The following is a 20,602-nucleotide window of genomic DNA, read 5'->3' as shown; positions in this document are numbered from 1 at the left end:
ATCACTGTTTGTTTATCGTAAGTTTTTTTCGCGCTCGTCGTAACCTAAGATGGTTTTGCCCAGTAGGCTACCTACGCGTTCGCTAATGCTAGCCAGTCCTTTGAGCTGAATATCGACAAAAAAGCCATCGTCGTAATCGTCGTCCTCGACGCTATCGAGGATGTTGCCGTCGTTGTAGTCAAAATTGAGCCATTTGCGCCATAACAGGCGCACCCGGTAGCAGCAATCGCTGTATTCGAACCCGGCAAAGGTATCGAGTTCCTGATCGTAGGTTAAATCGTAGTTGGCGCGAGCAATGATACTCCAACTATTGCTAACCGGAACAAATGCGCCTATATCCAGTTGGTTGCGCTCTGAGCCCAGCTCGGGTGTGATCTCATCGTCAATATCCAGCTCGCGCACATCGCGTTTATAGGTGTACGTCAGGCTGACTAGGCGGTCTGAATCGTCGGCGTACTCGATAGTGGCGCTCGCGTTAGAGACCTCATCTTTGTGTTGATCGTACAGGACATCACCGCTGACTTGTAGGTAGTCGCCTGCGCGAGCGGCAATACGGCCGGCAAACTCAGATTGCCCGTAGGTTTCTTCTTCTGGTTGATATTCAGGGTTTAGGGTGACCCGTGGCGAGCTAAAGCGGTAAATCTGACCGACGCTTAACTCCAGATGCTCGATGCCCGTTACCGGTGAGATAAAGCGACTGGTAAGGCCGGCGCTTAGCTGGTTGGCGTCATCAATACGGTCGTAGCCTGAGAACCGAGTGGTGCGAAACAGCTGATTGTAGTCGAAAGTGACGTATTTGGTGTCAAAGTCGATGTATCGATTGCTGTCGTTTAGGGGGGAGTAGATCTCAGAGTGATCTTCGTAATCGCTATAAAAGTAAAACAAGCGCGGCTCTAGGGTTTGGATAAATTCGGTGCCACCGAGGCTGCCAAAGCGCTCGAAAAACATGCCCATGTCGACGCTGCCTTGCGGCACGACGAGGGAGGGAGAGTCGCTATAAATGGTGTCATCTGGCATCTGGCCGTTTGGGTTGTAATCGGCTTGCTCCAGTTGGTAGCTCAGGGTTTTAACGCCCATTCGCGGCCGGAAAAAGCCCCACTGCCAGCGTTTGTCCCAGGTTAGGCCGTAATCGCTGCTAAAGCGGTCGCCCACCACCAAGCGGTCAGTATCGCGGGCATAGTACTCGGTGATATCAAAGCGGGTGAATTGATTGTCGAGGTCGATCTGCCAGTCGCCCAAGCGAAAACTACCATTGGCAAACAAATGTGGTAGCTGTTTATAGGGCTCTTGTTTTGACTCATTGAGATAACGCACCTCTTCGGCATTGGCGCCAACCTTCCAGGCCTCGCCGTTATAACTGATTTCGCCAAACTTGCTGATGCGCGATTGCCGGGAAACGTCAATATCACTGCTGGTAATGTCCCGTAGGTAATCGACGTCGCTGATGTCGGTGTAGTCGATACGGGTTTTAAAGCGGCTGCGTTTGCCCCCGGTTTGGTCCAGGTTGATTAGCCAGCGGTCCTGCCCCAAGTGTGGGTATGCTTCCTCGGGTGTTTTCTCGCCTGAGGCAATGTCGTTTTCGGCGCGCTTGTCGTAGCCACCGTCATCACTGGCTAAGAATCCGCCTGATATTTGGGTGGAAAAGTACGATGATAAATGCCGCAAGGTGCCGTCCCAAAGGGTGCCGCGCTCTTCCATAAAGCGCGGCGTTATGGTGGCATCCATTTGCGGTGCAATATTCCAGTAAACGGGTTGGGCAAACTCAAGCCCGTTGCGCGAGCTTGTACCGAGCGATGGAAATAACAACCCGCTTTTACGCTCGTCGCCGATGGGGAACGCCATGTAAGGCATATAAAAGACGGGGATGTCTTTAATCAGCAGGCGTGCGTGTTTAGCGGTGCCGTAGCTATCGTCTGTGTGTATTTCCACCTCAGAGGCTTCCATACGCCAAAACTCGTGGTTTGGTTCGCAGGTGGTAAAGCTGCCGTCGGTTAAGCGTAGCAAGCGATCGCCAAACTTCTCAAGCTTGCCAGCGCGGCCGTGCAAACGGGACTCATGGAGCACAAACTCGGCGTTATCAATGCTGGCATCGCCGCTATCGCGTTGCATTTTTGCGTTGTCGGCCAAGATCAGTAAGCCATCTTCGCGGATCGTGACGCCTTCATTCAAGATCAGCTCGCCGCTGGTATTGTTTAGCTCCGCTCGCTGAGTGCGCAGCATGCGCGAGCCTTGACGCAGCTCGACATTACCTTCAAGGGTGATGGTTTGCCCGCCACTGGCGGAAGTTTTATCGGCATCGGCTTCGATGTTGGTCTGATCAATAGCGGTCGCGTCTGGATCGGCACGATAAGGGCTAACGTAGGCACCGCAACAGCCGGCCGGCAGATTTGCGCGCTCTTCTTCCGGTAGCTGCTCGCGGGGTACCCAATCAATGCGCCCGTATCTTGCATCGTGCTCTGTGCCGGACTGATAGCTATCGGCCACCGCCGAGCTTTGGCTCAGCACCGTAAGCGCCAGTAAGGAAAGTGTAGCTTCCTTTATAGTGGTCAACTTTATGCTACCTGATAGACGGTGACGGAAGCGATGGTCTAGATCGGCCATTGAGAGGTCTCTACAATCCTTAAATAATGGGCGCCCTGATACAACGAACGCGCGTGAAGGCGGGCGGCAAAGCCCGGATGCAGGCGCGTGATAAGCTGGCCATTCTACTGCATTAACCCGCGCGGGGGGAAACCGAATTCACACGCTAATACGCGTAGTGTTTTGCCGTGTTTGTTGCAGGGTTGGCATAAGCTAAAAGCCGCAGCAATTGCCGTTTGCTAGTGGTAAATTCAGAGTAAGCTGACAGACGGTTTGTTAGCCTGTAGGATTTTAGGCTGGTAAGTGTAATGGCTAATGTTGGAGCGTGCTTGGTTGGATAGTAAACAAGAGCGAGAAGATGCCCTAAAACTGTGGGCTGGAGAGGTTTTGCGGCAGCCTATAACCTTAGCGCGTTGCGCCGGTGATGCAGGTTTTAGGCGATACTACACAGTTGATTCAGCCCCTGAGCTGCTGGCCGTTGATGCGCCGCCTGCCAGCGAAAATACACCTCAGTTTGTGCAAGTGGCGGGATTACTGCGCGGCGCTGGAGTGGCTGTGCCGGACATTCGGGCTGTTGACGCCTCCCGAGGGTTTGTGCTTCTAGAAAACTTTGGCTCACGTGAGTTTGGTGCCGAGCTGGATAGCGAGAGCGCGCTGACCCTTTATGGCGAGGCACTGTTTACCTTGCTGGCTATAGCCCAAGCGCCTAAGGATGTCGCGTTGCTGCCTGTATTTGATGAGGCATTTATTTGCCGAGAGCTCGGATTGTTCGCTGAATGGTTTGTGGGACCTTTATTGGGCTTGACGTTGAACGCTGACGAAAAGGTAATGTTAGAGGGTGTATTCGGTCGCCTGGCGATGCGGGCGCTGGAGCAGCCTCAGGTTGTTATGCACCGGGATTTCCATTCGCGTAACTTGCTCATAAAAGCCGACGGTAGTTTGGGCGTCATTGACTTTCAAGATGCGGTAGTGGGGCCAGTGACCTATGACCTGGTCTCCCTATTGCGTGATTGTTATGTGCGTTTGCCCGCTGCTGATGTGCGTCGCTGGGCGCTGGCTTATGGTGACATGGCTATTGATGCTGGCGTCATGCTTCCTGTCAATCCAGATGATTATCTGCGCGATTTTGACTGGATGGGATTGCAGCGGCATATCAAGGTATTGGGTGTTTTTGCCCGCCTGCACTTGCGCGATGGTAAGTCGACATATTTGGCCGATTTACCTCGTGTCATACTCTACGTGCAAGAGGTTGCCGCCAGTTACCCAGAACTGCAAGATTTTGCCGCTTGGTTTGCCGCCCGTATCGTGCCAGCGTGTAAGGCTCAGTCGTGGTATCAATCGCAACCTTTGTCTGATGTAAATGTGATGGGGGTGATATGAAGGCCATGATTCTCGCGGCCGGCCTTGGCAAACGAATGCGTCCGCTAACCGATACTTTGCCCAAACCGCTCATTCCTGTACGTGGTAAGCCGTTAATTGCCTACCACCTAGAGGCGCTGGCCCGCGCCGGTATTACTGAGGTTATCATTAACCTCGCCTATCGCGGCGCACAAATCCAAGAGTTTGTGGGGGATGGTTCAGCGTGGGGGCTGCAAGTCGTTTATTCGCAAGAGCCCGAGCCCCTCGAAACCGGTGGCGCAATTGTTCATGCCGCCGCACTGCTGGGAAGCGAGCCATTTATATTGCTTAATGCGGATATTTTTACTGATTTTGATTTTAAGGCGCTTGTTTCGAGGTCTATACCCGCAGGAGAGTTAGCCCATCTAGTGTTAGTTCCCAACCCCGACTTCAAGCCTATTGGTGATTTTGCCATCAAGGATGGGAGTTTGTCCGCCATCTCGGATGGTGAGCTTGGTTATACATTTTCTGGTATCAGTCTGATCAATCCAGCGTTAGTGTTACGTTACCCTTACATCTCGATAGTCTTCGGTTTGGCTGAGGTTTTCACAAATGAGCTGCAAACGCGACGATTAACAGCATCGGTTTATGACGGTATTTGGCGCGATGTTGGAACCATTGAGCGACTGCACGAAATAGAGGCTAGCGTGTAGCGGACCACTTTTTCTGATTTTCGGTAAGCGCTATTCGCATGTCTGCTAGTTTGAGCAAAGACATCGCTTTCTGGTTTTGTGTTAAATGTTTGCTGTAAATAAAATGCGAGTTATCTCCCGAGAGCTTGATCGTACCACTGCCGCTCGCGCAAATAACATCTATATGGTCCCTCTGATCACCTCTAGCGTGAAATACGCACCTATCTTTTTGTTGTGTCGCGCCAGAGATTAAGTTTAGCTTGTCAGGGATGGTGCATTCTTTACCGCTTATGTGGCTCTTTAGTGTTGGCAAAATATCAGCCTGGTGTGCTAGATCATCAATCTCTACCGCGGGGGCTCCATGAAAGACGATAAACGCAGGAATTTTAGACGCAGCTAAGTGGCCTAGTTCTTTTTGTTCGTCCTGACTTATTGGCGTCATCGAGCGATGATCGCTTACTACTATGAGCATCCCTCCAGCCGTGAAGAACCCGCTGGAGTCTAAATTTTGATAGAAGTCGGCGGCAGTGCTGTCCATATACTCGAATACGGCCTGAATGTCTCGCTCTCCCGTGTGAGGATGAATGAATGGTTGGTGTGACGAGACGGTTTCTACGGTAACAAACAAAGGTGTGTCAGAGTTTTTATGCTTGTCGAGATAGGCCAGCGTCCGGGCATACAGGTGCTCGTCAGCGGCCGCACCAAAATGCAAACGAGGCAACCCATTATAAAAAGAAGCCTGGTGACCCTCAACGTACTCAAATCCGATATTGCTGAGCCACTCTCCTTTTTTTGCGAATGACAGGTTGCCGGTAGTTAAAAAAGCTGAATGATACCCGCTGTCTGTGATGTAGCGGGGAGCGGTTGACTGAGTGTTAGACCAAAGCCCTTGAAATGGCGTGCTGGCAAAAAATGGGTTGATTGGGGAATAAGCTTCTAGCCCGGTTAAAATGCTAGCGAGTCCTTCATTGGTAGAAAATCCTGCTGCATAAAATTGCGAAAAGTACGTATTCTTCTTGGCTATATCGTCTAAACGAGGCGTCCAGTTCTTTTCGCCTCCCCAAAGCGCGCTTTGGTAGGGGGACCAAGACTCGAGTATTAGCAAGATAATGTCGTTTTTTGGCGCGTGCGCGCGGCATGTCTGCCTAGGTCTAAGAGGGAGGGCGTGCCTGTATTCGGCGCTGTACTCTTGTGCTACGCCTGGCGTTAAATTTGCGCTGACGACATTTCTCATGGCCCAATTATGTACGTATACCGTAGGGGGTATGACAAAGGCAATAGCACTACATAATAAACTCAGGCTCAGGCCGCTTACTGAATATTTCGTTGGTATCGAGTAGCGGGGCAGAAACACAAACAACAGCGAAATAATACCGCTGAGAATCATTGCCGCGAGTACTGGTAAGCCTAAAAAATTTGTATTGTTTAGATGTTCTGCAATTAAGCCCACCTGTGAGCCATAGGTGCTGATGTCAGCGAGTTGTAAGCGCGTGAACATGTTCTGGCTTATTATGTGGTCGCCCATATATAACAATGCCCCTAATAAAGCGGTTAGGCGAGCAATAATGCGAAGCAGCACGGGGGTTTTGGTGATGCTGAGCATGAAGAGTGCCGATAGGGCAAATAAAAATGGCGCATCAAAAATCACCACATTCTCGGTGAAGCAGTGGCTGCAATTTACCGCGTCCCCAAAGTTATCGTTAATGTAGCTAATACGCATTGTCAGTGTGAAGGCGAGCGCAGAAAAAACAACTGCAGCTGGAGCTAGTTGTATTGCCGAGCGTATCATCCAGGGCTTTTTAAGCCCGTGCTTGGTAGTGTTTAGGTTAGTGGTCATTTGTGCCTTGCTGGGGAGGCTCCGAGGCTGGAATTAAAAAATATACGTGCGCCTCAGGAGGACGTTGTAATTCATGAGCCCAGCCGATTGTACCAAAGGTGCAGTCGAGGTTCATAATAACGAGATCTTGCTCTTTGCTAAGTAATAGCTGTGCAAAGCGTTACGCCGCTCGTGTCTTGCGCCACCCCATAATAGGTTTTTCGATGAAATAATAGCTTAATGCTGCCAGCGGTAGTGTAATTAGTGTGGATACGCAGAGCGCCAAGGCGCTTGTAGTAGGTGTGTCCCAATAACCTGGGGCAATAAGGTTTAGCGCTTTTTGGACCGGGAAGTGCCATAGGTATATGCCAAAACTAACCTCTCCCAGCCAAACGAGTGGTCGGCTACCTAATACAGCGCCGTGGCACTGTTGGTGGGTGGCGCAATAGACCATCAGTGCTAGTGATAATGCGATCAAGGGGTTCCATATAACAAGGAGCCAGTGCCCACTCCAGTAAACGTCGATAAATGCTAACAACCAGTATTCCAGTGCTAAAAATAAAACAACCGCAGCTAAGCATGCTAGGCGCCACTGCAGTTTGCTCCAGCGAATATTTAAGAAGGTGATGGCAAAGCCGGCGGCAAATGAGGAGATGCTGCCTGGGAGCATATCGAGCAGCGGAAGATGTTGTGTGTAATTATCGGTTGGTAGTGTTTGTATGATGGTGTAACGCCACAGGATTGCCAGTGAAAAACATATAAAAGTTGCTTTTATCCAGCCGCATTTACGCTGTAGCAAAATAATTAATGGTAGTACCGCATAAAAAGATAGTTCAATGGGGAGCGTCCACCATACACCGTTGATGGGGCTGGTCATCCATGGTGGCATGTTAATCCACAGTAGTAAGTTTTGAGTTAGCTCGAAGGTCGAGAGCGGTGGAAAAAGGCTCGGTAGCCAGTAGGCAATCAATGCTAATATGGCGAGTTGGGCCCATACTGCGGGGTAAATGCGTAAAATTCTACGCCGCCAAAAGTGTAACAGCGTACCGCGCGTCAGCTCCTTGTCTTTTAATTGCCCACCGAGCAAGAAACCCGATAAGACAAAAAATAACGGCACCCCCAGCCAGCCAAAGTTAATCTGCATAAACAAGTTCCATTTTGTGCCAGCAAGCTCAAGAGGGCTAGCCCAGCCCCCAAAAGCGGGGAATAATGCGTTCCAGTGAAACAGTAGGACTGCGAGGGCTGCAACGCCTCTAAGTCCGTGCAGTGTTGGTATAAAAGTCGTCATATAGGTTGGCGGCTCGCTTGCGCTCTGCAGTTGAAAGTGCCGGATTATGCTAGATGCGCGATATAATTTCCATGGCAAGATTTGCTAGGGTGACAGACTTGGCTCTATAGTGACAAAATACGCTCATCGCACAAGCTGTGCCTAACAGTGAAACAGTAGGAGGCCGAGTGGCTCAGGAAATATTTATAGCGCCGTCGGTGCTAAGTGCAGATTTCGCCCGGCTGGGTGCCGAGTGTGATGATGTGTTGGAGGCCGGAGCGGACATGATCCACTTGGATATTATGGATAATCATTACGTGCCCAACTTGACTGTTGGGCCGATGGTTTGCAGGGCGCTACGTGACTATGGAATTCGTGCTCCTATTGATGTGCATCTTATGGTTGATCCTGTCGATGAACTTATTGTGCAGTTTGCCGAGGCGGGTGCTTCTTTTATAAGTATTCACCCAGAAGCCACGCGCCATCTCGATCGTTCCTTGCAGTTAATACGGGATCTCGGCTGTAAGGCGGGGTTGGTGTTAAACCCGGGTACATCTGTAGGTGTTGCGCGTCAGGTGTTATCGAGGCTGGATTTGTTGCTGGTGATGTCTGTGAACCCGGGCTTTGGCGGTCAAACCTTTATTTCTTATACCCTGGATAAACTTCGCGAGGCGCGTCAGCTGATTGATGAGAGCGGCCTGCCTATTCGGCTAGAAGTTGATGGTGGTGTAAAGGTGCACAATATTTCTGACGTGGCACGGGCTGGCGCGGATACCTTTGTAGTAGGGTCGGCCATTTTTGGTGCTGTGAGCTATGCAGAGGTGTTACGCCAGCTTAGGGTGGCGGTTCATGGTGGTTAGCGAGTCGGCCCAGGTGTGCGGTGGCGGTTTTGCGGTCATAATTCTTTCGTGGGGGCTTCCCAGCAACGCTCAGTGCGGGTAAACTGCCGTTGTCGGAATAAGGCTGGGTCATTCAGGAGCTGGTAAGCGCACTTAGTGTCGGTAAGTGTGACCTTGGTCTAACTTTAAGTTTGGCTGCGCTTCTGGTTGTGTTGTGCGCCCAAAATCACCCAGCTTTGCTATTGTTATGGCCTGAAGGGTGTGTTAATTTAGAACGCGATTGGATGTTCGTCGAGCATCTGGCCGGTCATGTGCTGGTGGTAAATCGAGTTTATTAGGGCGCCACCAAGGCGCCCGCTAACAGAAAACAAAATGATACTTTGTAAATCTAGGAGCTAGACAATGAAGAAAAAACTTCTACCTTTGGCAATACTGGCTGGACTGGCTGGTGCAGCAGGTACTGCTCAGGCAGCTTATTTGAGTGCGGACGGCACAGGTCAGGCGCTGCTGTTCCCTTACTATACTGTGGATGGCGGAAACTTCACCAATATCAACATCGTTAACACAACCAATGAAGTTAAGGCTCTTAAAGTCCGCTTCTTGGAAGGTGAGAACAGCCAGGAGGTGCTCGATTTTAACTTGTACCTGTCTGCGTATGACCATTGGGCAGGTGGTATCTCAATGTCGTCTAATGTGGATGATGTTGCTCGCCCTGATGGCGCACCAGCTTCTGATCCAAACTTTGGGATCGGTGATGGCGAAAGCCCTGGTAAAATTGCGGTGCTTGCCGCAGGCGCAAACCCAGCTGACCCGCAGGGTGAAACCTCATGTACTGCCCCTGAAATTGGTGCGGACGGTGTTGACTTTGTAAACTACGCTTATGCGTGGACTGATACGGGTCAGGCGACCACAGATGGTAATCGCAGCATGGCGCGTACTCATGAAGGTTACGTAGAAGTGATCGAAATGGGTGTTCTGGGTGTGGAGAACGCCGACGGCACCGTCACCGAATCTGGCACAAACACCTTTGGTGCAGCTGGTTGGGCTACCCACAGCGCTGGCGTGCCTGCAAACTGTGACGGATTGCGTAATGCTTGGAAGAGCTCAGGTGAGTGGGGTGTCGGTGGTACTGGCGCTTCTCGGAATATCGTGCCTCCAACGGGCGGTCTGTACGGCTACGCTTCCATAATTGATGTTATGGAAGGTACCAGCGCTTCCTATGACGCTGTAGCAATTGGTGGCTTCACAAGTACTGCTGTGAATACCGATACTGGCAGTGTTAACCCATCTATGCTGAATGCTGACGAGTTCTCTGACGTGTTTTATGATGACGGGTCGGGTATTGCTGTTGTTTCTGACAGCTTTAGCGGTAATAGCGCTGATGCGGTTAGCTCGCTGTTTATGCGTGATACTCTCTCGAACGATTACGTGTTGGATTCGGGTATTGCAGCCGAGACCGATTGGGTTATTACCATGCCTACTAAGCGTTTTTATAGTTCAGAAACTACGCTTGCGGCTCGCGCGCCCTTCTCTGCTATGTGGGACGGTGATAAAGCTTGTGAGCACATCAATGTAACTTATTGGGATCGTGACGAAGGTACTCCTACTCCAGAGCAAATCGAAGAGCAGTTGGACTTCTCTCCGCTTCCACCGCAACTTGAAGACATTCCAGATGGTTTCAACTTGTGTACCGAAGTTAGCATTATGACCTTTAATGGTAGTAGTGTTTTGGATTCATCTGATCGTTTGACCTACAACCTTAATCTAGCCGATGGCTTTGTAGACGGTTGGGCGTCAATTGACTTGTCTAACGCTGTGCCTCCAGGCGGTAACGCTGCAGAGTATAATGCCCGTCAGGTTGTTGGTGATAACAATACCTACATTGGCTTGCCGGTGACTGGCTTTGCTATTCAGAAGTACCAAAATGGCAAGCTAGAAGTAGATGGTGAGGGCATCCTCTCTAACTACGCTGGCGCTGTGGAGCACAAGTATAGCCGTCAAATTTCCAATTAAAATTGGATTGATGGAGTAAGAGCGCGGCCCTCGGGCCGCGTTTTTTTTTGCCTAAAACTTTAACTCTGTTGTAATATTTTGTATGCCGTCTTGACAGTGGTTGGCATGATGCGGCCTAATGAGCAAATGGAATGTGTGGGCAGCCGGTTAGGATATAAAAATAAGGTGCCGCCGTTTTAATGCTTGGTTGGTTAGGTTGGCGTGATGTATGCAAGCCTTGCGATGTGCCACTGAGTGGCAAAAAATTGACAAAAAAGTTTTTGTGAGGGTGATATGAAACAATTTATAAGAACAGCTTTAGTGCTGTGTGTGGCGACGGCTACCACGGGCGCTGTTGCAGCTACTAGTGTTGAGTTAGTTTTTGGTGATGGTGCCGAGCCAGTGCGCTATAGCGCTGGAACCCTTACCGTTGAGGGTGGTCAAGTAGTTATTCAGGATGTGACATACTTAGAGGGTACTTTGCCCGGTGTTACTGACGGCTATGCTTGTGGTGAAGGGACTGAGCCGGATACCGCCGGTACGTCCTGTGTTGTGGTAGGGGACTATACGCCCCCTGATCCAGTTGATCCAGTTGATCCAGTTGATCCAGTTGATCCAGTTGATCCAGTTGATCCAGTTGATCCAACTGACCCTAGCGGATATGATTTAAGTGCTTGTGGTAATGGGGGGGCTTGGCCTGCTGGCGTGGTCGAGAAAGCAGGGTTTAAAGTTGACGCAGGATTGGGGCAGGTTAGGATGAATCTGGGGCACGAGACTATATCGTTCCCATTTATGTCGACCGGCACTAATAGTTTGTTTATGAAAACTTCTATTTACGCTACCACGGGGAATACACATGTGAGTAAAGAGCTGTGGATTTCGACTTGCCCAGGCGGCTCGATAGATGATGAGCATACGGTGTGTAGCGCAAAAAATACTGAAGTGGCCAACATTAACTATTCACAAGCCCCCAAAAGGGGTTATTGCTTAATTCAGAAGAACACTCAGTACTTTTTAAATGCTCGAAATGAAAATTGCGACGATAATAACTGTGCCGTTTATCGGACGACATATTATGGTAGCAAATAATATAAAGTTTTAGGTGGTCTGATAGAAAGGCCCTAGCAGTGGCGCAGGTCATGTAAATGACCTGCGCTTTTTGTCATTAGAAGCATCTATTATCCGGAGGTTTTTTTGGTTCGTTTCGTGTTTACTTTGCTTTCTTTGAGTGTAGGTGTTTCAGCTTGGGTCTGTGCGGAAGAATCACCTCGCGACCAGGTGTTGCTTACCGCTGAGACAGTTGCCATCACTGCAGCCGATTTAGAACACTATGTGCAGGAGCGTCTTCACAACGGCTTAACGTTAGAACGCTTTGCTGAGCCTGGTGCCATCCCCCGTTTGTTGGAAAACCTGATGATGATTCGGCTGTTAGCTGATAGAGCTGATAGCGAAGGCGTTAATTGGTCGAAGCAGCAACAGTGGGAGCTTGACTTGCAGCGTGACCGGCTGATGTACGATGCTTTGGTTGCCTCGCGGGTGGCGGATGTTGTTGGGCGTACAGATTGGCAAGCTCTCGCAAAAGAGACTTATGTTGCTGAGTCTGATAGGTTTCAGGCGCCAGAGCGGGTTGATGCGTCACATATCTTAATTCGAATTAATAAAGATCGTGATGAAGCTGAGGCTAAGGCTTTGGCGGAAGTTGTTGAGGCGAAATTGGCCGCTGGTGAGAGCTTTGCAGCTTTGGCGCGTGAGTATTCAGAAGACGGGTCGTCGGAGTCAGGTGGCCATCTGGGCGTGTTTAACCGGGAAAAAATGGTTCCAGAGTTTTCGCAGGCGGCTTTTGCTTTAAGAGTGCCGGGTGAGGTTAGTGGGTTGGTTAGAACTAACTTTGGCTATCATCTTATAAAGCTTAATAAGCATATTCCTGCGGGTAAGAAGCCATTCGATGAGGTTCGGGAGCAGTTGGTTGCTAAGTTACAGGCTAGCGTAGAGGTGGATGTGCGTAAGCAGCTAACATTGGATGCGCGCTCTCCGAGCAATTACAAACTTAATGAAGATTTGTTGCGGCAGGTCGAATCTAAGTACGTAGATGATGCTTCGAAATAACGAGTGACGGAGCTGTCTATGCCAGACCACAATCATAAGCCTTTAGGGCAACTTCTGCTTGCGGCTAATAAATTATCTTCAAGGGATATTGAGCGTGCCCTGCTTGCTCAGGCGGAAATGGGTGGGTTGTTTGGCCAGGTTTTGGTTAAGCTTGGTGTGGTTTCTGATTCGGATGTTGCGGCGGTGCTTGCAGTCCAGTTGGATATTCGATTGCTGCGTAGTGCAGATTATCCCGCGACTCCCATTTTTTTGGATGGCTTAGCTGAGGCCTTTTTATTTAACAATCTCGTGGTGCCCGTGGTGGGAGGTCCGCTTCCCGAGTTCGCCTCGACAACACCGCAGGACGAGTACTTAAAGAAAGCCTTGGCGATGGCGCTAGGGTGTCCTGTAGTTCTGCATTTAGGTTTAGATGCCGATATTAATCAGTCGCTTTCTTTGCGTGAACAAGATACGGAAGGTGGCAGTTCGGCTGATGATGATTTGCCTGCGGGTACTGATGACCATGAATTTGTCGAGCACTTAAAAGACCTTGCGAGTGAAGCGCCTGTCATTCGGTTGGTAAATCAAGTTATTCATACTGCGTTAGATTTGGGTGCATCTGATATTCATGTCGAGCCATTTGAAGATCGGCTGCACTTACGTTATCGCGTTGACGGTATTATTCAAGAGGATCCATCCCCGCCTGCTTTGAGCTTGGCGCCCGCCATCGCATCGAGGATAAAGCTACTTGCTCGGATTAATATTGCAGAGCGTCGTTTGCCACAAGATGGACGTATCATGATTCGTGTTAAAGGGCACGAGTTGGACTTGAGGGTGTCTACTATCCCTACAGTTCATGGCGAAAGTGTGGTTATGCGGGTTTTGGACCGTGATAGTGTTAGGTTAAATTTAGATGATATGGGGTTCTCTCCAGATCATCTTAAGCGTTATCGGGCTCTCTTGGCGAAACCTCACGGCGTATTGTTACTGACTGGCCCGACCGGCTCAGGGAAAACGACAACATTGTATGCCTCATTGGCGGGCATCGATGCCTCAGAGGTTAAGATCATTACAGTTGAAGACCCGGTTGAGTATCAGATAGATGGAATTAACCAAGTGCAGGTGCAGCCGCAAATTGAGCTGACTTTTGCTCGTGCCTTGCGCGCAATATTACGGCAAGATCCTGATATTATTATGATTGGTGAGATGCGTGATACTGAGACTGCGCAAATCGCAGTACAGTCGGCGCTCACTGGTCATCTAGTGTTATCGACGCTACACACTAATACGGCTGCGGGCGCAATTACACGCTTGGAAGACATGGGTATTGAGCGTTTTTTGATTACCTCTTCGATTAACGGTGTGTTGGCTCAGCGTTTAGTAAGAAAGCTGTGTGCGGTGTGCCGGACAGAGACACCCATCTCTGAAATTGGGCCAATAGCGGCCCATTTGACACCATTTTTATCGCAGGGGCAAAGTACAATTTTTTCTGAAGTTGGCTGCGGAGCTTGTAAATTTACAGGCTATCGTGGGCGGTCTGCGATTCATGAGCTGTTTGCATTAAATGCTAAGTTACGCGATGCGATTCAAGCGGGAGCCGATACAGCGAAGCTCCAAGAGGTTGCTCGCCGCTCGGGCATGCTGACTTTGTATGAAGATGGGTTGCGTAAAGTCGCTCTAGGCGAGACCTCGCTTGCTGAGGTGGCGCGCGTCACTCAAGATCAGTCCGATGATTCTGATTCTGATGTGAGCTAAATCTTTTTCTTTTTCTATGCCTTCTAATCGCTGGGAGGTCGCGTGAAGACCTTGTCAAAACCTATAAATTCGTTAACGCCCTAGAGATCTGCTTGTATGCCAACGTTCTCCTATAAAGCCGCGCGCCGAGATGGCAGTTTGGTTGAAGGTAGCCTAGAAGCGGCTAGCCAAGATTTAGTGGCACGCGAGCTGCGTACACAAGGGTTGATTGTTCTTAGTGTGGCGGATGGGCAAACTGCGTCAAGGGGAAGCGGCCGTCGTGGTAGTTTTAATCGTAATAGGGTGTTGTCATTTACTAGTGAGCTTGCTGTGCTGCTTAGAGCAGGCTTGCCAATCGACAGAGCTTTAAAAGTTCTAATTGGAATGAGCGCCAATCATGCTGAAAAAGCAATTATGGAAGACATATTGGCGTCAGTAAAAGGAGGGAAAGGTTTTAGCCATGCTCTTAAGTCATACCCAGAGTTGTTTGATGATTTTTATATTAATATGGTGCGATCGGGGGAGGCAGGGGGCTCCCTGTCCAGCATATTGGGGCGTTTGGCAGATCAGCTGGATAAAGCCAAACAAGTCCGCTCGGGGGTTGTATCGGCACTGATTTACCCGGCTATATTGGCGATAGTAGCTGTAATTTCGGTGTTAGTGATGCTGGGCTTTGTTGTTCCTCAGTTTGAAACTTTGTTTGCGGATATGGGGGACGCGTTACCTATTCTGACCGTTATTGTGATTGCGGGTGGAGAGTTTGTTAAGGCTAATGGTGTTTGGTTAATGCTGATTGTGGGAACGATGATTTATGTTGGGCGACGCTGGGTGAAAACGTCAAAGGGTAAGCTGTGGTTGGATAGACGTATGCTACGAGTGCCAATGCTTGGTAGTGTGGTTTTTAAGTATGAAACGTCACGCTTTGCCCGTACGATGGGAACTTTGTTGGGGAGTGGTGTGTCAGTTTTGCAGTCGCTAAATATTGCCGTCAGTACGGTGAGTAATGAGGTGGTTCGAGGGGAACTTGAAACATTGGCGCCAGAGGTGAAGCGTGGGGGACATATGTCTCAAGCTCTGGTTGATTCTGGACGCTTTTCGCCACTTTTGATTCAAATGGTCAAGGTGGGTGAAGAGTCTGGCCAATTAGATGAGATGTTGTTGGAGTTGGCTCGGGTTTACGATGACGAGGTTTCCGCTGGGGTAAAGCGTAGCTTAACATTACTTGAGCCCTTGCTTATTTTGGGGATGGGTGGTGTTATCGGTGTAATCATTGTCGCTATCTTGATGGGTATTTTATCTGTAAACGATTTGGCCGTTTAGGTGCGATATAAGGCAATAGGGTAGGTTTTTATGAGAATAAAGCGTTCTGAGACAGGTTTTACATTGGTTGAGTTGCTGGTTGTACTTGCCATAATTGGGCTTTTAGCAGGTTTGGTTGGGCCAAAGGTACTCAATCAACTGGGCGGCGCTAAAACTAAAACGGCAAAAGTCCAGATTAGTGATTTCGAGCAGGCATTAGAAGTTTATATGCTCGATACCGGTAAGCTGCCAACCACAGACCAAGGGTTGGAGGCTCTAGTTGAAAACCCCGGCGTTGACGGGTGGAATGGCCCTTATTTGCGTCGCAACGAGATACCGCAAGACCCTTGGAAGAGGGAATATTTATACCAGTATCCTGGAGACCATGCGGACTTTGACGTTCAGTCGTTGGGAAGTGATGGCAAGGCTGGGGGCGACGGAGAGGATGCCGACCTCGGTAACTGGCAGCTGTAAGTTTCGTGCAGCTTCAATGCGGTTCTTCACGGTTGCATACAGCTGGGTTTACATTGCTAGAGATGATGGTGGCCTTGGCCGTCGCTGCAATGCTGCTTGGAGCCTCGGCTCCGGTTGCGAACAAGCTGTATAAAAGTATGCAGTATCGTTCGTCACTGACAGAGATTCGTCATTTAATCGATACCGGAAAGTATCTTGCTCAGTCCCGTGGTCACTCAGTTGATTTAGTGTTTAATGTGGAGTTGAGACAGGTTCAGTTGGATGACATGACTTACGTTCTTCCTGATCATTTATCGTTGAATGTGGTGGCTGCGCGCGAATTGCAACGAGGCAAGGATTCAGCGGTAATTCGCTTCTATCCCGATGGCGGTGCGTCTGGAGGGGATATCATTATTTCCCGGCCTAGTGGTGGAACAAAGATCAGTGTCGGTTGGTTGTTAGGCGACGTTCAGCAGCAGCGTCTGGATTAGTGGCTGTAAGAATGAGGCTTTATATGCGTAACTCGTGTTATAAGGCACGCTACGGAGGCTTCTCACTGTTAGAAATGATGGTGGCAGTCGCTATTATGGGGATCTCCTTGGGCATGCTTTATAAAGCCGCTGGCGGTTCTGTGCGTAGTGTTAGTACTAGTGAAGATTATGTATACGCTATAAGTATGGCTGAATCACTGTTGGCAATGCATAGCTTAGTGCCGCTTGAGAGTTTCAGTGTTACCGGTGTCACTGGGGATGGGTATAGTTGGGAGGTCATATCAACATCGGATGGCTTGCCCGACGAGGCGATACCGTATCTTCGCAGTATTGTGGTAACAGTAAGCTGGGGAGGGGCTCCTCAGCGAGAATTTAGTTTACATTCTGTTGTCCCAATACAGACGCGGGTGAGTAATGAGTCGCCTTAAATCTCGGGGATTCACATTGATTGAAATGGTTATTTCTTTAACCATATTGTCGTTGATCGTGCTAGCGACATTGACCGCGTTACGCACATTGGGTGCCACTCAAAAAACTCTCGAAAAGCGTACGAGTGAAGTGGCTAGAATGCGCGCGGTATGTGGCTTTATTCGTAATAGTTTAGATAGTGTTTACTTGGTCACAACCTACAAAATGGGGCGACCAGAAGGGCAGAGCTTTACCGGGGTTTATAATGCTGTCACTTATTCTGCTCCTTTGATGTTGGCTGGTGGGCAGGGTGGGTTGTTTACAATTCGTCTTAGCGTAAGCGATGAGCGACGTTTAGTTATACAGGCAAATCGTGGGACGATGGAGAAGTTTGATGAGATGGGGGACTCGGAAGAGCCGCTGGAATACACCCTTGCCGACAAGGTTGATCAACTGTTGATCAGTTATAGGGAGAGTATTGATTCTCCTTGGCTGGATTCGTGGGTGATGGGGGAGCATAACATGGCTCCTAGCCATGTACGTATTCAGCTGCAAGTGAATGGGAAATATTGGCCGCCAATTATTAGCGTGATCGGCAATGGATAAGGGGAATGGAAGTCGAGCTCGGACGAGTTCTAGCTCGCCACTTTGCTTTCGCCGCGAGAGTGGAGTGGCTCTTGCTGTTTTGTTGTGGTTTCTTGCCGCGTTGGCGCTGTTGGTTAGTGGATTAACATTGTTGTCTAAAAGTGATATTCGTTATACCCGAATACAGAGAGCTGTTGCTCAGGCAAATGCCGCAGGGGATGGCGCCGCGGCGTTGTTTTTGGTAGATGCACCAGGGAAAGTGTTGTATGACGAGGTTGACGGATTTATACGTCAATACGAGCTGGGAGGCCTGACGGTTGATGTTCGAATGGTTCCGGAGGTTGGACTAATAAATTTGGGCTTGGCGGATCAAGAGGTTCTAGAGCAGTTGTTTGAGTACGCTGGGCTAGGGGCGGCAGAGGCTAATGGGCTGGTTGAATCTGTGCTAAAGTGGCGCTCACCAATGGAATCGGAAGCCATCCCGGAAATGCATGTCGTGGAAGATATTTTAGCGATTCCGGGGATGACTAGAGAGTTGTTTTATCGGATTAGGCCACTTGTTTATGTAGATCTCGGTGGGGGGAGTCAGGTGGATGCATCTGTAGCTCCGGTGGAAGTGCTGCAGGTGTTAGCCGCTAATGACATAGAAGCTGCGCACCGTATTCTGGCTGAGCGTGTTGATGTACTGGAGGCGTATGATGTCCCTCCAGGCGTGAAGCTAGTGAGCCCTTTTCGTTTAGATATGCGCGTCAAACTTGAAGGTGCGGGAGTCTTTGAAAGATCAGTCTGGGTCACTGCAGACGGCACCTCGGCACTTGGCTGGAGAGTTTTCCGTCGATATCCTTCTCGTGCGGTTTTTCTGGATCAAGAAAAAGAGTAATTGTATGGCGAGTGATCAAAATTCGTGGAACCTATTTGGCTACGACCTAGGGTTTTTGTGGTCTAGGTATGTTGGAGCGTGGCATGAGGTGTTTTGGCATTACAGCTCTGCGGTGCGGCAATGGCTGGATGAGCGTGTCATTGTTGTTGACTCTGACGAGACGGATGCTGGGACGATTTCAGGCCAACATGAGAAAGCTGTGGCTTACAGGCTATCGAATGATGACTATCTGGTTCGTGAAGTTAATATACCTAGTTCTGCGCAATTAACATTAAAGGATGTTGTTGAGGCAGAGGTGTTCGCTAGTAGCCCTTTTTTACCCGAAGATACTGTGTTTGGTTGGACGTGGGAGCCGAATGGTACGGTTGTTCGTGTGTTGATCGCTATTGCCAGTAAAAGTGCGGTGATGAATCGACTGCATCAGTGTGATTTATCGATTAAGTCTGACTCCTTGGAGATATGGGCTGCGCCTGAAAAGGATAATATTGTTTTGGAGGGCTTTGGGGAGGCCGCTAGAAATTCTCGATATAAAAAAAGGTTGCTCACCTTTGGCGCGTTGATCTCTATATCTATGATTAGTGTAGTGGGGGGCGCAGCTATTCCGATGTCATACAAGGCACATGAGCTGAGTGAACTTAATGCTCGCTATGATGAGGTTAATCGGGCGGCGCGCTCAGCAGTCGCAATGCGCAGCGAGCTTGCGCTTCGCAATGATCTTATTGATAAGCTTAATACCTTTAGTGATATGTCGGTTTGGCCGCTCGATCCGCTATCTGCTCTTAGTGAGCAGATGCCAGATGATTCGTGGTTAATGGCTTATGTTCAGCAAGGTAGGCAGGTTGATTTGCAAGGTGCGGCAGATAATGCGGCAACGTTGATGCAAGACCTGTCTCAGTATCCGCTTTTTCAGGACTTGACCCCAACCGCTGCGATTAGAAAAGTTGGTCGCTCAGAGAAAGAAAATTTTCAGCTCAAGTTTTTTGTGCCGATGCGTGAGGAGTTACGGTGAACTTGAAAAATTTGAGTAAAGCGCAGTGGGTTGTGGCGGTAACAGTTGCATCCGTATTATTTGTGTTTTTATGGAGTATCCTAGCGTTATTGTGGAGTTTTGGCGCTTACAACCAGCAAGCGCAGGAAATAAAACCAAAAATTGCCCGCCTTTCTGGACTGTTGCAAACAGAGGGTCAAATGCGTGAAGCAAATGCACAAGCGGCGGCGGAGTTAAGCGCAATTGCTTATGGGGCAGGAGAAGACGACAACGCACTGAGTACAGCAATGCAGCAGGCTGTGCGCTCAGTCTTTACAGCAGCAGAGCTGACCGTGACAGGGAGTCAAATTATCAAGCCAAAAAAAGTAGATGGCTTCGTGCGGGTGGGAGTCAGCTTAACAGCGCGAGGCTCAGTTGAATCTTTAGTTGCTGTTGTGTCGCGGATACATGAGTTACAGCCTTTGGTGTTGATCGAGCGGCTTGAGCTGAAGCCTCAGCGTGCTCGTCGAGGGTCAAATATAGGTCAGCAGCTTGAGATTCGTATGCAGCTGGTGAGCATGAAAGAGCGGCGTAATGACTAAAATAGAGAAGACAGGTAAGGTGTTTTCACAAATTCCAGCGCTAACATTGGCAAAATCGCTAGCCGTCGTGGGTGTGTTGACGTTTTTGGCTTTGTTATTTATCGCAATGGCATTTAATTCTGTGCGTCAACCGCCGGAAGTAGTTTTGCCGAGCTCTGAAGTTATGCAGTGGGGTGAATATCGCCCCCGTGATCCTGTAGAGCGTTCTAGTGTAATTACAGAGAAGCCTCTTTTTTGGGCAGAGCGCCGCCCAGAAGTAGAGGTGGTGGAAGCTCCTGCGCCAGCTAGAAAAAAGCCGGAGGTTAGTATTGATGAGATGGAGCTGTTGGCCATTTTCTCGGCAGGCGTGAAATCCGCTGCCACAGTTCGGTACAAAAAAGAGACTTACTTTTTAAAAGTTGATGATGAGTTGGCCGGCTGGACACTGTTGGATGCTTTGGGCTTAGACGCGATGTTTGCGCGTACTAATACATTAAGTCTTGGTGATGATGTGGTTATTGAAACACTACGGTTTAAGCCGTTTCCCAAGTTGCAAACAAAATGGTCTGAACCTTCTGAAATTATCCCAGAATAG

Annotated in this window: 19 protein-coding genes; 16 read left to right on the top strand and 3 right to left on the bottom strand. The window is 49.4% G+C overall.

The features are described 5' to 3' along the window. Positions 1-12: 12 nt before the first annotated feature. Positions 13-2,550, bottom strand: coding sequence for an LPS-assembly protein LptD (locus ACGHAD_RS13385; protein ID WP_382418189.1), 2,538 nt, complete (start codon positions 2,548-2,550; stop codon positions 13-15). 363 nt (positions 2,551-2,913) lie between these two features. Between ACGHAD_RS13385 and ACGHAD_RS13380 the strand changes: the two genes are divergently transcribed. Both ACGHAD_RS13380 and murU read left to right on the top strand, forming a co-directional pair. Beyond that, a complete protein-coding gene (locus ACGHAD_RS13380) occupies positions 2,914-3,960 on the top strand; it encodes an aminoglycoside phosphotransferase family protein (protein WP_390402810.1) in 1,047 nt (348 codons plus the stop codon). Continuing rightward, entirely contained in the window at positions 3,957-4,631 is a 675-nt protein-coding gene (gene murU / locus ACGHAD_RS13375) for an N-acetylmuramate alpha-1-phosphate uridylyltransferase MurU (RefSeq protein ID WP_382418193.1), read from the top strand. The genes ACGHAD_RS13380 and murU overlap by 4 nt, the downstream gene beginning before the upstream one ends. On the opposite strand, the gene ACGHAD_RS13370 is transcribed toward murU, so the two are convergent. Together ACGHAD_RS13370 and ACGHAD_RS13365 are read right to left on the bottom strand one after the other, a co-directional pair. After that, a complete protein-coding gene (locus ACGHAD_RS13370; protein WP_382418195.1) occupies positions 4,621-6,447 on the bottom strand; it encodes an LTA synthase family protein in 1,827 nt (608 codons plus the stop codon). The two genes, murU and ACGHAD_RS13370, sit on opposite strands and share 11 nt — an antisense overlap. Positions 6,448-6,607: 160 nt before the next feature. Beyond that, the gene (locus tag ACGHAD_RS13365; protein WP_382418197.1) at positions 6,608-7,714 is read right to left on the bottom strand and encodes an acyltransferase family protein; all 1,107 of its coding nucleotides are present in this window, start codon (positions 7,712-7,714) and stop codon (positions 6,608-6,610) included. Positions 7,715-7,881: 167 nt separating this feature from the next. Between ACGHAD_RS13365 and rpe the strand changes: the two genes are divergently transcribed. The 14 genes from rpe (at position 7,882) to ACGHAD_RS13295 (ending at position 20,602) form a co-directional block, all read left to right on the top strand. Beyond that, positions 7,882-8,553, top strand: a complete 672-nt coding sequence (gene rpe, locus ACGHAD_RS13360; RefSeq protein ID WP_382418199.1) for a ribulose-phosphate 3-epimerase — start codon at positions 7,882-7,884, stop codon at positions 8,551-8,553. Positions 8,554-8,934: 381 nt separating this feature from the next. After that, positions 8,935-10,545: a hypothetical protein gene (locus ACGHAD_RS13355; protein WP_382418201.1), complete on the top strand. Its 1,611-nt coding sequence runs from the start codon at positions 8,935-8,937 to the stop codon at positions 10,543-10,545. Between the two features lie 273 nt (positions 10,546-10,818). Next, on the top strand, positions 10,819-11,613 hold the full coding sequence (locus tag ACGHAD_RS13350; protein WP_382418203.1) for a hypothetical protein: 795 nt from the start codon (positions 10,819-10,821) through the stop codon (positions 11,611-11,613). Between the two features lie 117 nt (positions 11,614-11,730). Further along, positions 11,731-12,630 carry a peptidylprolyl isomerase gene (locus ACGHAD_RS13345; protein WP_390402806.1) on the top strand — a complete coding sequence of 300 codons (900 nt, stop codon included), beginning with the start codon at positions 11,731-11,733 and terminating at the stop codon, positions 12,628-12,630. A gap of 18 nt (positions 12,631-12,648) precedes the next feature. After that, positions 12,649-14,364 (top strand): GspE/PulE family protein, encoded by a 1,716-nt coding sequence (locus tag ACGHAD_RS13340; RefSeq protein WP_382418207.1) that lies wholly within the window; start codon positions 12,649-12,651, stop codon positions 14,362-14,364. A gap of 96 nt (positions 14,365-14,460) precedes the next feature. Continuing rightward, positions 14,461-15,663 carry a type II secretion system F family protein gene (locus ACGHAD_RS13335; RefSeq protein ID WP_382418209.1) on the top strand — a complete coding sequence of 401 codons (1,203 nt, stop codon included), beginning with the start codon at positions 14,461-14,463 and terminating at the stop codon, positions 15,661-15,663. A gap of 30 nt (positions 15,664-15,693) precedes the next feature. Further along, on the top strand, positions 15,694-16,116 hold the full coding sequence (gene gspG / locus ACGHAD_RS13330; protein ID WP_382418211.1) for a type II secretion system major pseudopilin GspG: 423 nt from the start codon (positions 15,694-15,696) through the stop codon (positions 16,114-16,116). Positions 16,117-16,121: 5 nt separating this feature from the next. Beyond that, the gene (locus ACGHAD_RS13325; RefSeq protein WP_382418213.1) at positions 16,122-16,586 is read left to right on the top strand and encodes a Tfp pilus assembly protein FimT/FimU; all 465 of its coding nucleotides are present in this window, start codon (positions 16,122-16,124) and stop codon (positions 16,584-16,586) included. A gap of 11 nt (positions 16,587-16,597) precedes the next feature. Beyond that, positions 16,598-17,014, top strand: coding sequence for a type II secretion system protein (locus ACGHAD_RS13320; RefSeq protein WP_390402804.1), 417 nt, complete (start codon positions 16,598-16,600; stop codon positions 17,012-17,014). After that, positions 17,001-17,600, top strand: coding sequence for a prepilin-type N-terminal cleavage/methylation domain-containing protein (locus ACGHAD_RS13315; RefSeq protein WP_382418217.1), 600 nt, complete (start codon positions 17,001-17,003; stop codon positions 17,598-17,600). The genes ACGHAD_RS13320 and ACGHAD_RS13315 overlap by 14 nt, the downstream gene beginning before the upstream one ends. Positions 17,601-17,664: 64 nt before the next feature. Then, the gene (locus ACGHAD_RS13310) at positions 17,665-18,459 is read left to right on the top strand and encodes a hypothetical protein (RefSeq protein WP_382418219.1); all 795 of its coding nucleotides are present in this window, start codon (positions 17,665-17,667) and stop codon (positions 18,457-18,459) included. A 4-nt stretch (positions 18,460-18,463) separates the two neighbouring features. Beyond that, positions 18,464-19,468, top strand: coding sequence for a PilN domain-containing protein (locus ACGHAD_RS13305; protein ID WP_382418221.1), 1,005 nt, complete (start codon positions 18,464-18,466; stop codon positions 19,466-19,468). After that, entirely contained in the window at positions 19,465-20,028 is a 564-nt protein-coding gene (gene gspM / locus ACGHAD_RS13300; RefSeq protein ID WP_382418223.1) for a type II secretion system protein GspM, read from the top strand. The genes ACGHAD_RS13305 and gspM overlap by 4 nt, the downstream gene beginning before the upstream one ends. Continuing rightward, positions 20,021-20,602 (top strand): hypothetical protein, encoded by a 582-nt coding sequence (locus ACGHAD_RS13295; protein ID WP_382418225.1) that lies wholly within the window; start codon positions 20,021-20,023, stop codon positions 20,600-20,602. The genes gspM and ACGHAD_RS13295 overlap by 8 nt, the downstream gene beginning before the upstream one ends.

Source organism: Gilvimarinus japonicus (assembly GCF_042847215.1).
In the GTDB taxonomy this organism is placed as follows: domain Bacteria; phylum Pseudomonadota; class Gammaproteobacteria; order Pseudomonadales; family Cellvibrionaceae; genus Gilvimarinus; species Gilvimarinus japonicus.
This window is presented reverse-complemented; position numbering and strand designations above follow the sequence as displayed.